The following is a 21,521-nucleotide window of genomic DNA, read 5'->3' as shown; positions in this document are numbered from 1 at the left end:
GAGTAACGCAATGAGCCCCGAAGGCGTCAAAATCACCCACACCGCATCGCTGTTCATCAACGGCGAGTGGGTCGCGCCGAGCGGCGGCGAGATCGCGGTGGTCAGCCCGAACACCGAAGAGGTGGTGGCCCGCGTTGCGCAAGCCTCGGCCGCCGACATGGACACGGCGGTTGCCGCAGCACGCCACGCCTTCGATCACGGCGAATGGCCCCGCACCGACCCGGCCAGGCGCGGCGCGATGCTGGCTGAACTGGGCAAGCGGCTGGAGGCGCGCGCGGGTGAACTGGAAGCGGCGTGGATCGCACAGATCGGCGGCCTGCCCGGCATGGCCAAGGGCGTTGTCGCCAGCGGCCATCGCCACATCGCCGATATTGCCGCGCTCGGGGAGAGCTTTGCCTGGGTGGAGGAAGTCGCCGGCACGACGGTAGACACCGCCTTCATCGTGCGTGAGCCGGTAGGCGTCGTCGCCGCCATTGCGCCTTGGAATTCGCCCTACATGATCATGGCGACCAAGCTCGCCTATTCGCTGGTGGCAGGCTGCACCTTGGTGATGAAACCGGCGCCCGAAACGCCGCTGGAGGCCTATATCATCGCCGAGGAGGCGGAGAAGGTCGGCTTCCCGCCGGGCGTGATCAACCTCGTGCCCGCCGATCGCGAGGTGGCCGACCAGCTCATCACCAATCCGGCTATCGACAAGGTCAGCTTCACCGGCTCCACCGCGGTCGGCAAGCGTATCGCACAGGTCTGCGGCGCGCGCATCGCGCGCTATTCGCTCGAACTGGGCGGAAAGTCGGCGGCGATCATCCGCGACGACTATCCCACCGAGGAAGCCGCGAAGCTGCTGGGCAATACGATCACCATGCTTTCGGGCCAGATCTGCGCCATGCTCACGCGCGCCATCGTGCCCGAGACGCGCCACGATGAGATCGCCGAGGCCATCGCCAAGGTCATGCAGGGCGTGACCATCGGGCACAGCCGCGATGAAGGCGTGCAGCTCGGCCCGCTGGCTATGAAGCGCCAGCTCGAGCGCGTCGAAAGCTATATCGAGGAAGGTCGCAAGAGCGCCGATCTGGTGACCGGCGGCCAGCGTCCGGCCCATCTCAACAAGGGCTATTTCATCGAGCCCACGCTGTTTGCCAATGTCGACAACACCTCTCGCATTGCGCAGGAAGAGATCTTCGGCCCCGTGTTGTGCCTGATCCCGGCCAAGGACGATGACGATGCGATCCGCATCGCCAATGAAAGCGACTATGGCCTGCACGGCTCGGTCCTGACCAAGGATCCGAAAGCCGCCTTCGCCATCGCGCGGCGCGTGCGAACCGGCACGATTGCGCAGAACGGGATGCGGACACAGCCCGGGATGCCTTTCGGCGGTTTCAAGCAGTCCGGCATTGGCCGCGAGGGCGGGGCCGAAGGATTGCTCCCCTACGTCGAGACGAAGAGCATCCTGCTCGACGGGGCGCCCTGATAGGCAACCCTGCGCGCAGGCGATGGATCGGCGTTCAGGAAGCAAGGTCCGATGACGGACAAAAGCAGGCACGAGAAGCCGCATCTGCGGAACCCACCCGTTCGTCATGTTCATATTTCAACTTATTGTTGGGCTTTTTATCACAATACTAAGTATTAGCCTTCTAATTCTAGTTTACATTCCAACTTGTCCGACTTAGCCTGCATGTTCGGAGCGCGAGGCTCCGAAACAGAGGATAGCCCGCCACGAAGACGGGTGGCCGACATGGGAGGTATGCTATGAGTTCACGACACTCGAGATGTGTCCGTGCCGCACTGGGCTGCACCAGTGCGATCTACCTTTTTGCAGGTGCGCAGGGCGTTCACGCGCAGCAGGTCCCGGGCGAAGAGGCGGCACAGGGCGGCGATGATACCCGCATCGTCGTAACCGGCTCGCGCATTCAGCGGCGCGACTTCGAGGCCAGCAGCCCGATCGTGACGGCAGGTGAGGACCTGTTTGAAAACAGCTCCACCGCCGCGATCGAGACCAGCCTCAACAAATTGCCAGCCTTTACGCCGGTGCAGACGCCATCGCTGGGCGGCGACGTTCAGCCCACGGCCACCAGCACGCCGGGTGCGGCCACCGTCTCGCTGCGCGGGCTGGGTACGAACCGCAATCTGGTGCTGGTCGACGGTCGCCGCGCAACGCCCGCCAATGCGCTGGGCGTGGTCGACATCAACACGATCCCCTCCGCTGCCATCGAACGCGTGGAGATCATCACCGGCGGCGCTTCGGCCACCTACGGTGCCGACGCCATCGGAGGTGTCGTGAACTTCATTCTGAAGAAGGATTTTGAAGGTCTTGAACTCGATGCCTCCGCAGGCATTTCGCAGGAAGGCGACGCGTTCGAATATACGATCAGCGGCCTGATGGGCACGAACTTCTCCGACGGACGCGGCAATGTCACGATCGGCTTTTCGACCAACACCCGCGAATCCGCCTATGCGCGCGACCGCGACTACCAGATCGATGCCTGGAACGATCCGCGCTTCGTCGGGACCGAGTTCTTCCCCGACTTCTCGGGCTTCCAGCCGCTTGGCGGCGTCAACCCTTCGCAGGAATCCTATGACAACCTGTTCGGAGCGGGCAACGTCGGGGCGGGCAGCCGTCTCTACTTCAACCCCGATGGCACGGCTTTCACCGGCTTCTTCCAGAGCCCTCCGGGCGGGGCGTTCCGCTTCAAGGGCGATCTGAGCGATCCCAAGTTCAAGCTGCTCAACGACGGTTCGCTGGGCCAGAACTTCCAGGACAGCCTGCTCGTGCTGCCGCTCACGCGCTATAACATCTATGCGCGCGGGAATTACGAGATCAACGACTGGATCGGCGCCTTCGCGCAGATGAACTATACGGCGGTGCAGACTGATACGGTTCAGCAGCCTTCGCCCTCGGTCAACGGGTGGTCGGCACTGGTTCCGGCCTCTAACCCGGTGCCCGAGGAACTGCGCACCATCCTGGATAGCCGCACCATTCCCGTCGGCACCTCGCAGGCCGCGCTGGAGGGGCTGGGCTGCGATCCGAGTGCCACGCCGGGCGCTCCGGGATCGGGCGCAAGCTGCAACTGGCAGCTGACCTATTACCTCGATTATGCCAACCGCGAGGCCAGCACCGATGTGCAGACCTACAATATGACCGGTGGCTTCGAAGGCAGCGTTCCCGGGACGGACTGGACCTGGGAAGCCTTCGTGCAGCACGGCGAATCGCAGACATCGACCGTCATCACCGGCATCGCTTCGCTATCGCGTCTGCGCTCAGTTCTGACCAGCCCTGATTGGGGCCGAGGCTTCTCAGCGCAAGGGAACCCGGCATTCGGTGGCTTCGGCGCGGCGAGCGCGAGCTGCACCAGCGGGCTCGATCCTTTCGATCTCGATTTGCAGATTTCAGACGACTGTATTCAGGCCATATCGGCCAACTTGCAGAGCAAGGCGACAATGCGGCAGACCATAGCCGAGGCGAACGTGCAGGGTCCGCTGTTCTCGCTCCCGGCTGGCGAAGTTCGCGCCGCTTTCGGCACCAGCTATCGCGAGAACGATTACGAGTTCATCAATGATAACCTGACATCACAGGGTGTTTCGTTCGAGGATCAGGCCGTCGGCATCTATCCTTCGGGAAATTCCGAGGGCTTCATCAAGGTCCACGACATCTACGGCGAGGTGCTGATCCCGCTGTTGTCGGACCTGCCTGCCATCGAGAGCTTCGAACTGACGCTCGGCGCGCGGCATTCGGATTACAACACGACCGGAAGCGACACGACGTGGAAGATCATGGCCGACTGGCAGGTGACCGACTTCCTGCGTCTGCGTGGCGGATTCAACAAGGCAGTGCGCGCTCCGAACGTTGCCGAACTGTTCCTCGCGCCGCAGCAGACCTTCACCGCAGCGGGCGGCGGCGACGTCTGCCGGCTCAACAACACGCTGTCATATTCGGCCAATCCGAACACCAACAGCAATGCAGCCAACGTCGAGGCCGTGTGCCGAATCCTGATGGACCAGTCGATCGCTGGCACTGCGGATACGTTCTATTCGAACCCGCAGTTCTTCAACGCGCTCGGCCCGGCATTCGCCTTCCCCACGCTGGTGGGCAATGTCGACGTCCAGCCTGAAACGGCCAAGACCTGGACCATCGGCGCAGTGATCGATTCGCCGTTCTATGGCAGCGAAGCGCTCAGCAACCTGCGGCTGTCGATCGACTATTATAACATCGCCGTCGACGACGCGATTGGCCCGCAAACGCTGGATTCGGCCCAGCGTTCGTGCTTCGATCCCACGTTCAACCCGGACATTGCGACCAACCCGCAGGCGGCAGCGGCAAATCCGTTCTGCCAGGCGATCGGCCGCGTGGCAGGTGATGGCGCACTGGGCAACGTGAAGACGACTTTCCTCAACAACGGGCGCTTCCGCACCGAAGGGATCGACGTCCAGCTCAACTGGCGCGCTCCGGTCGGGCCAGGCGATCTCTCGCTCACCTCGGTGTTCAACTACCTGATCACGATGAAGTCGTCGCCGCTTCCCGAAAGCGTCGGGCCGGCAGGCGAACTGGTGGAATATGCCGGAACGCTCGGCCCCTCGGGCAGCGCCGGCGTGGCCGAGAACGGGCTCAACCCCGGCTCTTTCCGCTGGAAGATGCTGAACACGCTTGGCTATTCGATCGGTCCGGCAACGGTGTCACTGCAATGGCAGCATCAGCCTGCCGCGAAGTCGATCACGGCTCCGTTCAACCCGAACACACCCTTCGTCGGATCGCCCGCCTACAACCTGTTCAACCTGAACACGACCTTTGCGGCGACCGACAACGTTACCCTGCGGTTCGGCGTGGACAACCTTTTCAACCAGAAGCCGCCACTGGTGGAATATAATGCCGAGAGCACCGGACTCGCCAATGCGGTCGGCTCCAATCCGATCAATCCCTATTTCTTCGATCTGATCGGACGGCGTTTCTACCTCGGCGCGAAGATGACCTTCTAGGTTTGCCGGTCGGGAAGTCGGCTTTCTAGCTCCCTTCGAAAATCGGCTTACCGAAACGGCAAGGGGTGTCCGACATGTGCTGGGCACCCCTTTTCTTGTAAGCGGTTTGGCCCCGCGCGAAGGAACTTGGCGTGCGCCTATTGCGCGAGGTCGAGAACCATGCGTCCTTCGATTTGACCCTTGCGCATCTTCTCGAACACCGAATTGATGTCTTCCAGCCTAGCGGTGAAGATCGTCGCCTTGACCTTGCCGTCGCCTGCGAAATCGAGCGATTCTCGACAGCAACATACCTATAAAGTCCCTCAGATCGGACGAAGACTCGCCGAGAACTGCGTCGACAAGCAAAGTGGGCTAGCTGCTTTACACGGCGTTCACCCCGAAGTGGTCGAAGCAGCCTGCCTTGCGCATGACCTAGGACATCCCCCGTTTGGTCATGCTGCTGAAGGCGAACTTGATCGACTGGCATCCGATCCCACACTGGCAGGCGGAAAGCTCGCGGATCCAGCCGACGATGGCTATGAGGGCAACGCGCAAACTTTTCGCATACTGACGAAACTAGCGGTCAGGTACGGCCGAGGAACGCCAGGCCTTGGTTTAACACGGGCAACCCTTGCTGCTACATTGAAGTACCCTTGGCTCCGCGATCGTAAGGATCGAAAGAAGGCCAAAAAGTGGTCAGCATACCAGACCGAGAGAGACGCATTCGAGTGGGCGAGAGAACATTGCTCTGGTGATCATAAGACTGCTGAGGCCGAGCTAATGGATTGGGCTGACGACATTGCCTATTCTGTTCACGACTTTGAAGATTTCCACCGTGTTGGCGTAATTCCATGGGATAGAATTGCTTCAGGTTGAACGCGGACGATCTGCTTTCTGGTGCGCACAAGGACTGGTCCAAGGACCCCGATTGCCCGGACGATGCGCCCGCGAGGCTGGAGGCCGCTCTGGGGCGATTGGGAAGAAAAATTGTCCTGTTTCCCGCCATGACAAACGAAGCGTACGACGGCTCTCGAGAACAGCGTAGACAGCTTCGGAACTTCTGCTGGACCCTTATAGGTCAATATGTGAGTGCGGCGACACTCAGCAACGCACTAGGAAACGTAAAGAGCGTAGCGATTGAGCCATCCGCGGCAGATGAGGTGAAGCTGTTAAAGCGCTTTGCACGGCACTACATAATTAGCCTGCCCTCCCTCCATGCCCAGCAATATGGTCAAAAGCGTATTGTCCAAGAGCTCTTTGGCATTTTCCTATCTGAAGGCAAATCCGGCAGCTCGAAACTACTCCCTAAGCGAATGCGCTACATTTGGGAGGACAATCCATCTGATCCTCCCGCACGGCTTGCCGCTGACTGCGTCGCTTCCTTGACCGAAAACGAGGCGTACGAATTCCACGCTCGACTTACCGGTAGCCACAGCGGCTTAGTTCTTGACCCAATTGTGCGATAAACCTGTGGCCAGAGCCGCAAGAGCTACGCCTACCCGAAACCGTTAGCCCTCCTTAGATTTCCGTACGCGTTCCGCACGAACTTCCCGAAAACCGCCTAAGTCATTGAAAAGCTGGTGCACCCGACAGGATTCGAACCTGTGGCCTCTGCCTTCGGAGGGCAGCGCCTAATACCATAAATGGCGGAAAACCGACGTTTATATAATCACAATTGGCAGAACAATTGCTGAACGAAAGGAGAATATCAGCTACTTTCGACGGAGACTCGCCGGAGAATCGCTGCGTCGAAAAGCTCCGGCGAGAGGCTTTTCAACGCCCTTCTTCAATATTTGAGTAGTGTCACGGCGAGCCGTTCAAGCGGCCAACGCTATCGATCTGGTCTGAGTAGGGGATCAATATCTCCGCCTCGCTGCGGTCGTTGAGGAAGGCCAAGACCTCACCCTCACCGACCTTGGCCGATACAATCACGGGCTCTCTAGTGTCGCCCCAACGTTGCGGCCACTCGTTTGCGTAAAATGACGCTACCTCAGGCTTGAGAGTCCAACTGATGCCAGTTGCGACTTCCTCGACTGCGCCCCTCCCACCACGATAAACAGTCAGCGGAAATTCCATTGACTTCAGCTCCCGCTCCTCAGTTTCCAACATAAGGGATTCGCCCCATTCTTCGATGAACTCGTCCATGCTGAACATGTCGGCGTCACGAAGTCTCGCCACTGCGCTTGTCACATAGGAGCCGACGCGGATCCCACCAACGTAAGGCTCGCTATCCCAAGCGTGTCGCAGCGCGCCGCTCACCATGGCCCTATTGAGATCGCCCTCGTCGAGCCAAGTGTCGAGGATTTTGGTAATTAGATCGACACGTTCGCCTTCCCCGAGGCGAAGAAAGATAGCCACGCCCTTTTCGCGATCTTCCGCCCAAGCTTCGGCCCCGCTGATGCCAGGCTCAAAGTAGTCACCCGAACCCTGCGCATCATGCCCAATCGAGATGCTCATTACCTTACTCCCCAAAATTTAGGGGACGCTGCCTGCAAGAGCTTGAAATTTCATTGAAATAAGACCTCCCCATAGCCTGCTCTGCTCGAGACGGCGCCACAAACGCCAACAAGCGTTTTCCCAACTGGCCGGGCCCCTGATCGGACACTAAGAGCCGCCTTCTCCCCATGAACGAACTTAAAGTGACTGAATTAACTTGGCCAAGGACAGATATTTTGAACATTTCCGCATTGGAAAGTGTCAAGGATTTCTGCGCACCTACGAGTTAAAAGGCAATATATAGGTAACAGAATTTCTGTAAGTTTCAGACATTTCGTCTTTCTCGCATTACTCTAATATCTCTGGCCATACTATAACTTCTGGACGGGCAATGACGCCGCAATGGCTGAGCACCCTTTCAACCAGAAGGAGGAAAGAGATGAATTGGATAAATGAAGCAGTAGCCGACAGTGGACCAAAAACCCCCGTCAGGGATGCACTTCGGGAGGTCCTCGGCGAAGTCGCGCGCATGCATGTGGCCGGAGCATCGTGGGCCGCGATTTTTCGCACGCTCAAGAAAGAGGGCAAGGATGTCGGCGCCGGCGTCTCCAGCTTCAACAACGCACGCCGCCTGTTGCAGGACGAGCTGGACGTCCTGATTGAGGAAGCGCGGGTTGGCGAAGGCGGAGATGCAGCTGCGATCGCGAACCAAGCAACCTCCTCTGCAGAGCAGTCCACTGGACTGGCGCTCAATCGCGACAGGTTTGCCGACGATCGCAAGCCGCTCACTTTCGGTGCTCACTGAGCGCAACTCTAGCGATACGTCCGGCACGCATGGCAGCCCGACCTCGACCGCAATCCGCAGCTCATCGTCTGACCATCACCCCGGACAACCAAGAACATGAAACCGGCGGAGCGCCGCTTACGGATGCGCCATTTTCCGCCCTCAATAATGGAGAACCACATGAGCATGATCCATCGCCTGCTCTTCATCATCATCCTGAGCAACGCCGGCGGCCAAGGCAAAACGACCATTGCTCGCATTATAAAGGCACTGCTCGAGACTTCCGGTCATCACCCGGTGCAGATCCTCGACGCCGATGCTGGAAACGCGGCGGCATCTATCCTCGATCCGAACTCCGAGCGGCTCGGATGGGGTGTCCAAGCTACCGTCGGACCGCAAATCGTAGAGGCATATTCAGGACGGCACGTGATCCTTGATCTCGGGGCGAACACGATGGCCTCGGCCCGGGAAATTGCCGATATGCTCCCCGAGCTCACCACTTTGTTCGAAAAGGTTGGCTACAGCAGTCTCGCTATCTATCCGGTCACACCAAACAAGCCGGGAGCTTTGGGTGCGCTCGAAAAGCTGATGCTTCAGCTGCCTGCACAAGAAAAAATGCTCGTGCTCAACAATGCTGACGGCACCGGCAATTTTGAACAGCCCCTCCCCACTCTCCCGACCGCCCGGCTTGGCGCGCTCAAGCCTGGCTTCATGGATTACGTGAATGCGCTCGACAGTCGTTCATTCTCCGAGGCGGTGTTTTCGCCCGCACCTGATCGCACGATCGCCGCTCAGCACATCGCGGAATGGATGAGAAATTTCGCTCGGGATCTGCCCTTGCAGGATGCATTCCTGCCTGCGCTGAATAGGCTCGGGGAGATCCCAAAGCCCACGCCCATTCGCTTCCAGGTCCCGAAGGCTTCGGATACCAGCAACGTTAAACTCGTCGAGCTTGCTCATAGAAGTGCGATTTTGAAGCTGCTTGATGCTCATGGGTGGGACAAGGTTGGACTCGGCCGGGCTGCCGATGAGTTGGAGATCATCCAACCATAGAAGTTCTCACAACTCACATGCGATCCTTATTGACGCCGGCCAATCCATCGATTGGCCGGGGCTTTTTTAGCCTAGTTTGGAAAATGCTCAGACAGTGCTTGGGCGGAGCACAAATTCTGTCAGCCAAAGATCGCCAAGAAAGTTATAACCAATGTCGAGCCATCACTAAGATGATGGTCGTTAAATGTTCTGAGGCGCAATACCGCTAACTTGGGTCCCAAGTTAGCTTGCGGTTTCAATAGCTATTGTCAGTAGCTATAAGAATAAATTCTACTATTCATATCATCGAACCGTCCAGCCACTGTCCATACAGTGTCTATCTGAATATTTATGTCAGTATAGGTGATTTATAACTTGGGCCCGGCCCTTTTCTGTCCCATAATTGCGGCAGGAGACCTTCTCATGCCAACCAATGCACAGATGGAAGCCCGCAACGAATTCGAGGCTGCTTGCATCAGGATCAAGCTGAAACGAGAGGGGTTGCTCGAAGAGCTCGAGGGTAAGGCGATGAGCCATCGCCCCATGCGCAGTAGCGCCATGCGGTGGGATGGATCTGGAGCGGGCGGGCGCGGGAAATCGCCAGACTTCCACATACCTGCGGCTCGGCAGATTCGGCATCGAACACCCCAGGGCGTGACCTCATTTCATTTCGCCCATACCTCGATCACGAAGGTCACCTATCGCGTAGTGATCGAAGGAAAGTCTCAAATGCCGGGGGCTGCCCGTGCCCACGGCCTCTACATCGAACGTGAGAGCGCCGTCGCCGATGTCACGCTTGAACCCGATCGAGGCCTCGAACTCGTCCCGACCCGTGGGTCCCCTCCTGAAGCCGAGCTTGAACGATCGGGGGCTACGCCTGCATCTCGAACGGCCGGCGATGTCGCCGAAACTCCGCCACCTCATACTCGAAGCGACCGCCGCGCATCAGTGAATGGGCCGAACGCGGAAGGCCTGCAAGGGGGGCTGCTTAGCGAGCAGCAAGCTGGAGAAGAAGCAGACCACGAAGAATGCTCGCCCGCGTCAGAGTTCGATAACTATCTTATACGGCCTTCGGCCCTGGCCGTCGAGCCAAGTCAATCGCGTGCCCTTGTGACCACCATTGACGACGATGATGAGGAGCGCGCCGAATTCTGGAAACTAGTCGAAAAGCATGAGCGCACACCAGGTCCGGACAAGATGGTCTTCCGCCATCGTGACCACCCTGAGTTCTGGGATTCCATCGCCCAGCAGCCCGACTGCCCGAGCGCGATAAGGGAAAAACTTGCCGGACCTTCCCGGGACTCGAACACGCCGATCAAGATCGGCAGTGGCAAGAAAGTCCGGGCCTTTCTGCGCCGCCAAAACGGGTGGGTGAAGGCCGACCCTACCTGTGAGCAGCCCACTGCCGAACCGCCCATGGCTGAGTTTAAAGATGGCCGGGGCGGAAGAGTCCAATACCGGATTAATGGTGAGCTACCCGACGAGCTAAGTCCTGCCCAGAACTTTGCCCTTCTCAAGGATTTTGCCAAAGAATTTGAGAAGCGGGCGATGCCTTTCGTGGCCGTAATGCATGCACCTGATCATCATAATGACGATCGCAACTGGCACTTTCATCTGGCCTACTCGGATCGCCCTGCCCGCCGGATCACGCCATATGATATTGATCGACTGGCGCGAGAAGGTTTCGATGTAGCAGGCCTCGCGCCTGGCCAGTGGGATTTCACCGTGCGCGTCCCCACCCCCGGTCGAACCGATGGCCGCACGACGGCCCCACTCAAACAGAACAAGGTCTCAGAGGTTTCCCGTTCGAAGGAGTGGCCGAAGAAACTGCGCGTCGCTCTTGCAAACGTGACAAACTATCATCTCGCACTCGCCGGTGTCGGGAGGCGGGTTAGCCCCGATAGCTTCAAGGATATCGGCATAATCGCCGACCCCCATGAACATCTCGGCACAGCGTTCAATGCGAAGGAAACAAAGGGTGTCGCAACACCAATCGGTATCGAGAACGAAACGAAGCAGTGGAAAGCGGTTCAAGCTCAAGCCACGGCGCGGTATCAACAAGAGCTCGAAGCGATAGAATCTCGGTTCGCCACAATGGCGCTAGGACAATCGGCCGATGCCGCAAAAAAAGCGAAGCAGATGAAGATTCGTGAGAACCTCGAGCGAGCTGCACGGCTCCGCTTAGATGCTCTCCTGCTCCACGAGGAATTGGAAAGATCTGCTTCGCGAGCGCGCATGATTCGCGAGCGCAATCTGAAATTGCTCAAAGCGTCGCAGGCAAATCCACAATCCGGCAGCGCCAATCGGATGGCTGAATATCAGCGGCTCATTGGCCAGGCGACGCGCTATCTTGTGGCGCTGGAGGAAAGCACTGCCGATGAAATGATGTTGGCTGCCCGCTGGCAAGCCAACGCCCGCCGATGCGAGGAAAAAGCGAAGGCGCTGGAGGCACAGATGGAGCGGGAAGTAACAGAAAGAGCGCGGACACCGGCTCAACAGTCTTCAGATTTCGAGCCGCCACAGTCCGCTCAGCGGTTGACATCTGATCGACACCGCGGGTCCTTCCAACTGCCGAATGACGAGAACGACTACATGTCGAAGGCCCGTCGCAAAGTCGAAGCGACGCACAAGAAGCAGGAGACGATAGCGAAGAAAGGCACAGGATCCGCGCCTGGCCCGGCTCCCGTGGACAAGCGGAAGCGACCACCGCGCCCAGCTCCGCAAATGCCCTCGCCGGGATACGATTTCGGACGGTGATACACTAAGGAACTGGGATGGTCACGATATGCCTGGACCGGAATGCATGGCCGGGGGCCTGCGGACCAGTTGCTCTGCGTAGCGGTCATTCCTTACCGCTTGTTAGCATCTTCGCTCATACCCTATCGGAATGCGCTGGACGATTTATTTCGCCATTTTCCTATCGCCCGCGGCTGTTGCTGCACAGACGTATACGGGCCCTGTCGAGGTCATCGACGGCGATACATTGATCATGACCGGCGAGCGGTTCCGGCTTTTCGGAATCGACGCCCCGGAGATGGACCAGACCTGCGCCCGGGGCAGTGAGAATTGGGAGTGCGGGAAGGACGCCGCTGCCTTCTTGGCAGGGTTGGCCAGGGGCAAGCAGATCGCATGTCAACAGGTGGAGCGCGACAGCTATCGACGCATAATCGCGATTTGCAGATCCGGGCGGGTCGACCTTTCCGAGGCCATGGCGTCAGCAGGTATGGCGATCTCCCTACCGCAATTTAGTAGCGCCTACGTCTCTGCGGAAGCAGATGCGAAAGCACGCCAGGCAGGTATCTGGGGTTCCACGTTCGAGTTGCCGGAGAATTACCGAGCGGCACGGCCGGAGCATTACGCGCAGCGAGCTCGCACCAACCAGCGGGTGGCCATTGAAGATGAGCCGCGGACAACCGTCCAAGTCTATTATCGCAACTGTGCAGCGGCCCGGGCTGCTGGGGCTGCGCCACTCTATCGCGGACAGCCTGGCTATCGGCCACAGATGTATGGCGACGGCGATGGGATCGCTTGCGAACCATATAGGCAGCGTTAGGCCCGGTAGCGCAAGGCTCCGCAGTAGCGCTCTAGCATCCGCGGAAGTTGGACCGGTTGCTGACTGGCAGTAATTGGCTGGCTAATGGCCGAAACATACATCGCCAGTTTCGGTTCCAGCCTAGACGACTGATGGGTCCTCAGCGCGAGCTGACTGCGCGAAGCTCTTTGCCTTCCCGCGTTACGCGCAGTCCAAGCCGCCCGGCCAGCGGTTCGAGTGCGTCGAGGACCACTCCCTTAAGGTGACCGTCCTTGAGTGGACCGTATGCTCTGATGAGGGCGTCGGCTGCCTCTCTGGTTCCCCGCCCAGCAATCACCCTCGCTGCTGAAGACGACATGTTATAGTCCTCCTCGGCCAGCAGTTCGAGGAGTCGCGATAGAGTGAGCCGGTTGGGTCCCTTCTCCAGTTCCTCAATGGCCCGCCCGGCGGTCGCCGCGTCCGCCAAGTGGCTGTCGGCGGGTTCCTTCAGTGCCTCCTCCAAGAGAACCGACAGGTCCGACGCTGAGGACGCCCCGATACCGATCGCGTCCAGCACGAGACTTAGCCGCTCTCGTGCCGTGTAGCCGCCAAGTGAAAGCCACTGTCCGATGAGATCGAGGGGGATAGCCCGTCCGGGGTGTGGCGGGATCGGGTGAAGCGAGCCCGACCGGAACGAGAACATTTCCATGCGGTAGGTCAGGCCCGTGATCAACGAGTGCGCGATCATCAACCGGTCGGCGGGGGACCAGTCTCGGGCCTCGATAAGTTCGACAGCGCGCTCGACCGGCCCACGCCGCAGCACATGCCCGAACATGATCGCCACGGCGGCCACCATCTGTGCGTCCGTGGCCGACATACGCTCGACGAGCGGGTCGATCAGTTCCCCCGCACCGGCGGCCAGGGCGAAGAGTGCCGCGCGGTCGCGCAGAGCGTTGGGCAACGACTTGTCGCGGGCCAGCTTCTCAATGCGGCCGCGCTCCTTCGAGCGGAGCCAATCCGCCAGCAGATAGTCCAGCGCGTTCTCGCGGGCTTCATCCTCCAGATTGGGGTCCAAAAGTAGGCGAAGCACCGCCTCTGTGCTCATCGCTGGGACGCTCAGCGCCCGCGCCGCGGAACTACGGTGCTCGTAGTCGTCGACGCGGAGTGCCTCCGAGATCAAGCCTTCGATTACGTCGTCGACCGGCGCATTCGTGTGCACCCAGGCTGCCAGCCTGATCACGATCGGAAGTTTCTCATTCAAGAAAGCATCGTGGGCGTCGACTTCGGGGACCGACCCACGGCCCATGTGCGAGATCAGAGCCGCGATAGCCCCGAACGCGCCGTCTGATGGGTTGGTGAGCGCCGCCCCGACATACATCGCGAAGACCGGTCCTCCGATGCGGTTCACCTCTCCCTGCAGCTCGCCGATATTCAGCATGTGGTCGATGTTGCCGGCCAGTAGCCGCGCCATGACATCCAACGTGAGCCCATGGTCTCGGTGCCGCGCCAGTATCGCACCCGAGCCGTGGTGGATGAGGTGCCGGTCGCCAAGTCGCTCGCGAACTGCCGGGTGGAGGGGCTGCGAGAACGCGTCGATGATGATGCCCGCCACGAGCTCGGCGGTTCGCCAGGAGGTCCGGCCCCAAATTGCTACAAGACGGTCGCCCACCTCGTTTCGGAGCCCCGTCGGCAGCCGCATTCCATTCGAGACACAGCGTCCTGTAAGGCGGAGCGCGGTGTGGAAGGCGTCGTCGGTCGTTGAGAGCATATGCCGCACGAGCGGTTCGGGATGGGGATGCCGCTCGAGCGCAAATTGGATCGCCTGGGCCCACGGACGGTGCGCGATCATCGCAAGGCGCGCCTCCAGCTCCGGCGCGTGGTTACGCAGCAGTTCGGTCGATGCCAGGAACTCCTGCACGATCGGGAACGGGAAGTCGAAGCGCACCGCATTGACCCTCCGTATCACGCCCCGGCTGAGCAGGGAGCGGCGGACGACGTCAGGACCCACTTCCGGTGCAAGGTGGTGGGCGCACCCATCGAGGGCCTGCGCGTCAATGCTCACATCGTCATCCTCCAGCGCCTCGAACGCGGCGCGCTCGGCAATGTTGCGCAGGATGGTCGGATCGACGGCCTCGTCCTGCGACGCCTTGTAGTCCTTGGGGTTGAACAGGACTTCGAGATAGGTCTCGAGCAGGTCGCTCCTGCTGATGTTCCTCTCCTCCTGGCGGAGCACTAGCATCAACGCGATGAATATCGGGATGCGCACCAGGCGGTTTAGGTCGGGCCGCCCGCGCAGGCGTTCGCGTATCAGCGCCGGCAGTGCGGGTTCGCCCGGACGGTAGAATTCGACGTAGCGGTCTATCTCCTCGTCGCTCAGCGGTGCCAGCTCGAGGATGCGCACACCTTCGGGCATGGCGAGTGCCGCAGGATCACGCACCGTCATGAGCCATCGCACCTGAGGCGAGCTGGCGCGGTAGTCGGACAGCTTTTGCAGCACCGCGGTCCGCCGGGATCCCGAGACCTCGTCGAGGCCGTCGAGTAGCAGGACGAGCGTGCCCGCGCCGGCGGCGGTGGCCCAATCTATGCCGACCTCGAACGCCGCGTTGACCTCGTTCGCGAGGAACTCGGCGATGCCGGAGCCGGCGTCCGCCAGTTCGGGAATCCGTATGATGGCTGGAAGGAGCCCGTCGTTTGCGAGTCTCGCCGCGATCGCCTGGATGAGGGTCGACTTCCCGAACCCTGGGCCGGCGATTAGGACGACCGAATCCAGATCAGCACCGGGAAATTTCTGGAGTGTCTCCGCGGCCGACTCCCCCGCTTGCCGCCACCGCGGCGCGTCGTCGTCGAAGTCCGGCTTGCGGTCGCGGTCGTAGGGCAGGCAGCGGGGCCACAGGAAGTCGTCGCCTATCGGTTGGCTGAAACCGGTGCCCGGCAATGTTACGACGGCGGACCTCGCAATCGCTCCGCGATAGCGTGCCGCACCCCACGACTCAGGCGAATCGATGCGAATATCCCAGTCCGCGCGCAGGCGGTCGTAGAGTTCGGCGGGCGCAAAGCGCTGGCGGGTGGCGGCGCCCTCAAGCGCGATCCCCGTAAGGACGGCGTGGAGCTTGTCCGGCGACTGGTCGCACGCCGGCATCCAAAGAGGTGCGTAGTCGCGCGCCAGCCCTTCCGCAGGCCAGATGTGGACGTCGAGCTGCCGACATACGTGCAGTGCTAGAGCGTCGTCGCCGCCGAGCGCGGCCGCTATCGCGTCAGCGAGGCGGCGCTGCGACTCGCTGAGCCGCTGGCGCCACTCCACGACGTTGGACTCGTTCGAGCGGGTGCAGATTTCCCTGAGGCGGGTTGCCACGGTCGTGGTCTCGCCGATCGCGAGGGAGAGCGAGTCGCCGGGGTGGAAGTCTGTTGTCGCCTGGTTGGCGAAGGCCTTCCACATGCCCGTCCACGCATCGCCGCTCGTAGCGAGCGCGCGCTTCGCCTGGATGAAGAGGCGGCGGCCGTCTGCCATCACGACGAGCGCGTCGTCAACCGCTGACGTCGCCTCGACTCTGACCGATTCGGGGCGGTCCTTCGGCGGCCGGGGCCGCTGGTCGAGCATGCGCCCCATATAGAGGGCCGCGACCTGGTCCTGATAGCCGACCCCGCCCTGGGTCGCCGCGCCCCCGCCTTCCATTAACGCGTGGCCGGGTCGTCCGCCCGTCCCTTGCGCTCTAGGATGCGCGCCTTCGAGCCGGCCTTGGCGTCGTCGATCGCTTTCCTTACTTCCTCGATATTGCTGAGGCAGATCTGCGCGCGGGCCGGCGGCAGATCGGGCAGGTCCAGGTTCATCCGCATGATGAAGTAGTAGGCCATGGACAGGCGGACATCGATCTCGCGGCGACCGTCCTTCATTGCGTAATCGCGCTGGATGGCGAGGCTCTGCTCCTCGGTAAGGCCAGGATGCGGCCGAAGGTCCAGCTTGGTGAAATTCTCCCACTCGAGGTCGTCCGCTGGATCGAAGTCCGCTGCCGGACCCGGCTTGATCCGGTCGATGCGCGTTAGGACGAAGTCGCGGAAGTCGTCGCGGTCGCACGCCCACGCGCGAACGTGCCAGCGGTATCCGTCGTAGGCGAGCGCGTGGGGGGCGATCAGCCGGGTGCGCGAATTCGTTAGCGACTGGTAGCGCACCTCGACGCACCGCTTCGCGCGGATCGCGTCAAGAATGCGGCGGAGGCAGTCAGGATCGACGTGCCGGACGATGTCGGGCGCGATGTCGGTGCGGGGAAGGTCGCGGAACCAGACCTCGCGCCGCGGCAGCGCGCCTGAGAGCAGGGCGCGCAGCTGCAGCAGGAGTCTGTCCGCCGACACCTTCAGGAACGACGGCTTCATGTCTCGCGTCGGGCGGAAGGTGCGATCGGTGCGGTCATACTCGAGGTTGTCGGCGGCGATCTCGCGGTATCGGCGAAGGTCGACCGACGCCTGGGGGGTCGAGATCTCGAACGCGCTCTCGAGGTCGCTGCGGTTCAGTCCGCCCTCCCAGAAGAGCTTCCACTCGATGAACTCGAATCGCCGGTTCTGCGTCCAAGGACGCTTTTCCTCCTTTGCCATGGGTATAGTTCCTTTACGGCTATAGTTTCTACACCCATATAGTTCCTAGCGGGTCACTTACCGATTCGCGCATTTACTGGCCCAGGTCAAGGACGTCAGGCGAGGGGAGACCAATCGATGAGCCGTGAGCATGTCGGACACCGCGACATCGTGACGTTCGCTGAGGAGCGCGTGAACCTGCCGCAGGACAAGGCGCAGGAATATCGCGCCCAGGCGCGCCGGCTGCGCGAGAAGCTCGAGGGTTATGTCGGTGAACATCCCGACTTCACGCTCCGCAAAATGATGCTGTCGGGCAGCCTGGCCAAGGGCACCGCCCTCCGCTCGCTGAACGACATCGATGTCGCCTGCTACATCAGCGGCGCGGACGCGCCGCATTCGATCGCCGAGCTCCTGACCTACCTCGCCGAGCAGCTACGCAAGGCGTTCCCGAACTTCGCGCCCGATCAAGTGAAGCCGCAGACCTACTCGGTCACGGTGTCGTTCCGCGGGTCGGGTCTCGACGTCGATGTCGTCCCCATACTCTATGATGGTGATCCGCAGTGGTATGGCAACCTCGTCAGCCAAGACGACGGGTCGTTTCTGGAAACGAGCATCCCGCTTCACCTCGACTTCGCCGGTCGGCGCAAAAAGGCGCAGCTCAAGCACTTCGCCCAAGTCGTCCGGCTGGTGAAGTTCTGGGCACGCCGCCAGAAGGTCGAGCGCGACGGCTTCCGCTTCAAGTCGTTCATGATTGAGCTGATCCTGGCCAAGCTGTGCGACGACGGCCTGGACCTGTCGGACTACCCCGAGGCGCTGCAGCACTTCTTCACATACTTGGCGACCAGTGGGCTGGCCCAGCGGATCGCCTTTTCTGACTATTACTCGCTGTCGAGCATCGGCACGTTCTCCGATCCGATGCAGATCATCGACCCCGTCAACGCAATGAACAACGTCTCGCGGCTCTACACCGCGGCCAACATGGACGGGATCGTCGACGCCGCGCTGGACGCTGGCGACGCGATTGACGCCGCGCTTGCCGCCCCCACCAAGCAATTGACCCTCGGCTATTGGCAGAAGGTCTTTGGTTCCACCTTCCAGGTCTGAGGACGGTCATGTCGAGCTACAGCTATGCCGAAAGCATCACCTTCACGGTCACGCATGCGCGACACATGGCGGCGAAGATCGCCACCGACCTCAAGCGCATCCAGCGCCTCTACGGCCGGCCTTCCGACCGCGAGATCACCGAATACGAGGAGGAGGCGGTGGCGATGATGAAGGCGGGCCACCTCGGCGCCGTCACCTACGGCTTCAAGCGCGACGGCTCATGGATTGAGCCCACGCTCAAGTATTCGGCGCGCGACCTCGCCGGTGGCTCCGCTGGCGACGACGATCCGGGCCGCATCCGTCCCGGCAAAGACGTCTCAGGTGCCTCCTTCAGCAGCTTCATGACCTACAACGACGCGTGGTTCGCGCTGTCGCAGGCCGAGCGGGAGGCGTTCAAGAACGGCCTGCCGATCTACCGCACGAGCGGGACCGAGCCGCCGATCTGCGGCTATCTCGACGCCGACCGGACCTATTCCGCCGGGGGCCACGCGCTCGACCGGTCCAGCGTGAGGAGCTACTGATGCAAAATGTGCCTGGATTCGATGAGTTGTTCGAGCGACGTCAGACCTATCCGGACTTCGACCCGCAGGAGCGCCTCGCGCGGCTGGTCGGTCTCGAGGACCAGAAGGCTCGCCTCGCCAAGATCCTCGGGATGCTGGTCAACCCGGCGGGCCTCGAGAAGTGGGCCGCCCGGTTCCATGCCGCCGAGGCGCGCCCGTTGCTCGACGTCGTCCTGCGCCGTCCGCCACTCGTCGTCCTTGCCGGTGACGTCGGCTCCGGAAAGACCGAACTCGCCGAGACAATCGGCGATGCCGTTGCACGGCAGGAAGGCATCGAGCTCACGCTCTTCCCCCTCAGCCTTGCGACGCGCGGCCAGGGCCGCGTCGGCGAGATGACGCAGCTCCTCTCCGCCGCGTTCGAGCACACGGTTCAAGCGGCGACGCGACTGAAGGGTTCGGGCAAAGCGAAGGGGGGGATCATCCTCCTCGTCGACGAGGCCGACGCGCTCGCTCAATCGCGCGAGGCGGCGCAGATGCACCACGAGGACCGTGCTGGCGTGAACGCGTTCATTCGCGGCATTGATCGGCTCGCCAACCTGCGGCTGCCAGCAGCGGTTATCATGTGCACCAACCGCCTCAACGCGCTCGATCCCGCCGTCCGCCGCCGCGCGGCCGACGTCATGGCCTTCTCGCGACCGAACGACGAGCAGCGTGCGCACATTCTCTCGCTGAGGCTGACCCCCCTTGGCCTGGCCCCCTCCCATGTCCAGGCGATCGTGGACGCCACCGGCCAGTCGCGGACCGGGCCAGGCTTCACCTTTTCCGACCTGACGCAGCGCCTTCTGCCGGCGATCGTGCTCGACGCGTATCCCGACCGGGCGATCGAGGGTCCACGCGCTGTCGAGATCGCGAGGGCGATGAAGGCCACCCCGGCATTCCGCGATGAGGCAGTAAGAGACGCGAAATGAGCAATGGCTGGTCAATCCAAACGCTCCTGTCGGAGCTGCACGACGACATACAGGAGCAGCTGACGCGGGCGCGGAAGGCATTCGGCCACCCAGGGGCGAAGGGCGCCGCGAGCGAGTCCGTCTGGCTTGAACTGCTCCAGATTTACTTGCCGGCCCGATATCAGGCGGCCTCCGCACACGTCGTTGATAGCGCCGGCACGTTCAGCGACCAGATCGACGTCGTCGTATTCGACCGGCAGTATTCACCCTTCATATTCAAGTTCAAGGGTCAGACGGTGATCCCGGCCGAGAGCGTTTACGCGGTGTTCGAGGCCAAGCAGTCGATCAACGCCGAGCAGGTCGCCTATGCGGGCGACAAGGTCGCGAGCGTCCGGGCGCTCGAACGGACTAGCCTCCCGATCCCGCATGCCGGCGGGACCTACCCGCCCAAGCCGCTGCAGCACATCGTCGGCGGCCTCTTGACGCTGGAGAGCGATTGGAAGCCCGGCCTTGGCGAGCCGCTAGTGAAGGCGCTCGCCATCGGCGACGCGGACGACCGGCTGGATCTCGGATGCGTCGCGGCGCACGGCATCTTCTCGTGCGACGACGAGGGGTGCAGCACGCTGACGCCGATGGGAAAGCCCGCGACTGCCTTCCTGTTCGAGCTCATCGCGCGCCTCCAAGAGAAGGCGACCGTGCCGATGATCGACGTGCGGGCTTACGCGCGGTGGCTGGACGTGGACGTTCCGGCTTGACGGGCCGCCAGCATTGATCGGCTCCGCCCAACGACTGCAGAATCTCAGGGAGCGGCTGCGCTACCGGTTCACGCCGCGCATCGTCGACTGGATGGTCGGGATGTCCACCGCGCGTGCACGCTCGCGTCTGCGATCCACAGGTAAGATAAGGATCCTGGTCGACAACACTGTGCTCTACCACGCCGTCACCCATGAGACCGGGTGGGTCTCGACGGGCGCGAAGAACTGGGGGCCACATGTGCGGGAGACTGGCTACGCCGCCCGCATTCCGGTGCACAATGCCGACGTCCGCACCCGCGAATATCTTAACGTCTGCTATCTGCCGGGCATCGCGGACCTTTGTCGGCGGGGACTGGTGGAGCTCTTCACCTCGGCCGAACTGCGGGACGAGCAGTTCCGGCAACCCTCGGGCCGGTATCGCGGCTACGGCTACTTCGACCACAGCCTTTTCGGCGACCTGCGGATAGACACAATCGACGGATACACCTTCCCGACAATGGGCCCGGGCTTCCTCGGTCTGCCGCCCGCGGAGGATCAGCAGCGCGAGCGCATTGCCCAGCGCCGCGCGGATCCCAGGTTCGACGCACTGGCCCGCACACTCGGACCTGCTAACAGCCAAGACGCCTGGCACATCTACACCGCAGAGACCTACGACTGCCTCTGCTTCCTGACGATGGACTTCAAGTTGATCCGGACGGTCGAGGCCCAGTCTGGCAGCGCACGACTTCGCAAGCTCTCGACTCGGGTAATGACACCGGAGGCGCTTGGGCGCGAGCTAGGCATATTCCGGGTGGCCCCGCACTTATTCAGCTACCATTCCGCCAGCTTCATTGTGCGATCCGACATCTCAATGCCGGGCGGAAAACGGCGGCCCCGGAGGGACTATCGATGATCGTCTTGGCGAACGACAGGTTTTAGGAGCGTCTCGTTGTGCGCTGG

General features: G+C 61.5%; 16 protein-coding genes and 1 pseudogene. 13 read left to right on the top strand and 4 right to left on the bottom strand.

Going from position 1 to position 21,521, the window contains the following annotated elements; genetic code table 11:
• Positions 1–10 precede the first annotated feature (10 nt).
• A complete protein-coding gene (locus E0473_RS09255) occupies positions 11–1,468 on the top strand; it encodes an aldehyde dehydrogenase (RefSeq protein WP_137680571.1) in 1,458 nt (485 codons plus the stop codon).
• 278 nt (positions 1,469–1,746) lie between these two features.
• A complete protein-coding gene (locus tag E0473_RS09250) occupies positions 1,747–4,968 on the top strand; it encodes a TonB-dependent receptor domain-containing protein (protein WP_137680570.1) in 3,222 nt (1,073 codons plus the stop codon).
• Positions 4,969–5,105: 137 nt separating this feature from the next.
• Here E0473_RS09250 and E0473_RS15615 read toward each other — a convergent pair.
• Positions 5,106–5,246, bottom strand: a pseudogene (locus E0473_RS15615) (zinc-dependent alcohol dehydrogenase); the annotation flags it as partial.
• Between E0473_RS15615 and dgt the strand changes: the two are divergent.
• Together dgt and E0473_RS15820 are read left to right on the top strand one after the other, a co-directional pair.
• On the top strand, positions 5,194–5,823 hold the full coding sequence (gene dgt / locus E0473_RS15535; protein WP_241657463.1) for a dGTP triphosphohydrolase: 630 nt from the start codon (positions 5,194–5,196) through the stop codon (positions 5,821–5,823). The pseudogene E0473_RS15615 and the gene dgt overlap by 53 nt on opposite strands.
• A gap of 128 nt (positions 5,824–5,951) precedes the next feature.
• Complete coding sequence (locus E0473_RS15820) at positions 5,952–6,413, top strand: hypothetical protein (protein ID WP_421721787.1); 462 nt, start codon at positions 5,952–5,954, stop codon at positions 6,411–6,413.
• A 337-nt stretch (positions 6,414–6,750) separates the two neighbouring features.
• On the opposite strand, the gene E0473_RS15610 is transcribed toward E0473_RS15820, so the two are convergent.
• Positions 6,751–7,404, bottom strand: coding sequence for a hypothetical protein (locus tag E0473_RS15610; RefSeq protein WP_241657421.1), 654 nt, complete (start codon positions 7,402–7,404; stop codon positions 6,751–6,753).
• Positions 7,405–7,822: 418 nt separating this feature from the next.
• Here E0473_RS15610 and E0473_RS09220 point away from each other — a divergent pair, with 418 nt between their 5' ends.
• From E0473_RS09220 to E0473_RS09205, 4 genes are all read left to right on the top strand, one after another.
• Positions 7,823–8,188 carry a hypothetical protein gene (locus E0473_RS09220; RefSeq protein ID WP_137680567.1) on the top strand — a complete coding sequence of 122 codons (366 nt, stop codon included), beginning with the start codon at positions 7,823–7,825 and terminating at the stop codon, positions 8,186–8,188.
• Between the two features lie 159 nt (positions 8,189–8,347).
• The gene (locus E0473_RS09215) at positions 8,348–9,220 is read left to right on the top strand and encodes a hypothetical protein (protein ID WP_137680566.1); all 873 of its coding nucleotides are present in this window, start codon (positions 8,348–8,350) and stop codon (positions 9,218–9,220) included.
• Between the two features lie 402 nt (positions 9,221–9,622).
• Positions 9,623–11,956 carry a MobA/MobL family protein gene (locus E0473_RS09210; RefSeq protein WP_137680565.1) on the top strand — a complete coding sequence of 778 codons (2,334 nt, stop codon included), beginning with the start codon at positions 9,623–9,625 and terminating at the stop codon, positions 11,954–11,956.
• A gap of 130 nt (positions 11,957–12,086) precedes the next feature.
• The gene (locus tag E0473_RS09205) at positions 12,087–12,752 is read left to right on the top strand and encodes an excalibur calcium-binding domain-containing protein (RefSeq protein WP_137680564.1); all 666 of its coding nucleotides are present in this window, start codon (positions 12,087–12,089) and stop codon (positions 12,750–12,752) included.
• 139 nt (positions 12,753–12,891) lie between these two features.
• Here the strand turns inward: E0473_RS09205 and E0473_RS09200 are convergent, their stop codons facing one another.
• Both E0473_RS09200 and E0473_RS09195 read right to left on the bottom strand, forming a co-directional pair.
• The gene (locus E0473_RS09200; protein ID WP_137680563.1) at positions 12,892–16,383 is read right to left on the bottom strand and encodes an NACHT domain-containing protein; all 3,492 of its coding nucleotides are present in this window, start codon (positions 16,381–16,383) and stop codon (positions 12,892–12,894) included.
• A complete protein-coding gene (locus E0473_RS09195) occupies positions 16,383–17,297 on the bottom strand; it encodes a helix-turn-helix transcriptional regulator (protein WP_137680562.1) in 915 nt (304 codons plus the stop codon). Before E0473_RS09195 ends, E0473_RS09200 begins: the two co-directional genes overlap by 1 nt.
• Before the next feature lie 117 nt (positions 17,298–17,414).
• Between E0473_RS09195 and E0473_RS09190 the strand changes: the two genes are divergently transcribed.
• From E0473_RS09190 to E0473_RS09170, 5 genes are read left to right on the top strand one after another with little or no spacing between them, the layout of a single operon-like run.
• Positions 17,415–18,380, top strand: coding sequence for a CBASS oligonucleotide cyclase (locus E0473_RS09190; protein ID WP_137680561.1), 966 nt, complete (start codon positions 17,415–17,417; stop codon positions 18,378–18,380).
• A gap of 8 nt (positions 18,381–18,388) precedes the next feature.
• A complete protein-coding gene (locus E0473_RS09185; RefSeq protein WP_137680560.1) occupies positions 18,389–18,901 on the top strand; it encodes an HORMA-1 domain-containing protein in 513 nt (170 codons plus the stop codon).
• Positions 18,901–19,848 carry an AAA family ATPase gene (locus E0473_RS09180; RefSeq protein ID WP_137680559.1) on the top strand — a complete coding sequence of 316 codons (948 nt, stop codon included), beginning with the start codon at positions 18,901–18,903 and terminating at the stop codon, positions 19,846–19,848. The genes E0473_RS09185 and E0473_RS09180 overlap by 1 nt, the downstream gene beginning before the upstream one ends.
• The gene (locus E0473_RS09175; protein ID WP_137680558.1) at positions 19,845–20,582 is read left to right on the top strand and encodes a DUF6602 domain-containing protein; all 738 of its coding nucleotides are present in this window, start codon (positions 19,845–19,847) and stop codon (positions 20,580–20,582) included. The genes E0473_RS09180 and E0473_RS09175 overlap by 4 nt, the downstream gene beginning before the upstream one ends.
• A gap of 13 nt (positions 20,583–20,595) precedes the next feature.
• Positions 20,596–21,474: a hypothetical protein gene (locus E0473_RS09170; RefSeq protein ID WP_137680557.1), complete on the top strand. Its 879-nt coding sequence runs from the start codon at positions 20,596–20,598 to the stop codon at positions 21,472–21,474.
• Positions 21,475–21,521: the final 47 nt, after the last annotated feature.

Origin of the sequence: Aurantiacibacter suaedae, assembly GCF_005434915.1 — a bacterium.
Taxonomy (GTDB): Bacteria; Pseudomonadota; Alphaproteobacteria; order Sphingomonadales; family Sphingomonadaceae; genus Alteraurantiacibacter; species Alteraurantiacibacter suaedae.
This window is presented reverse-complemented; position numbering and strand designations above follow the sequence as displayed.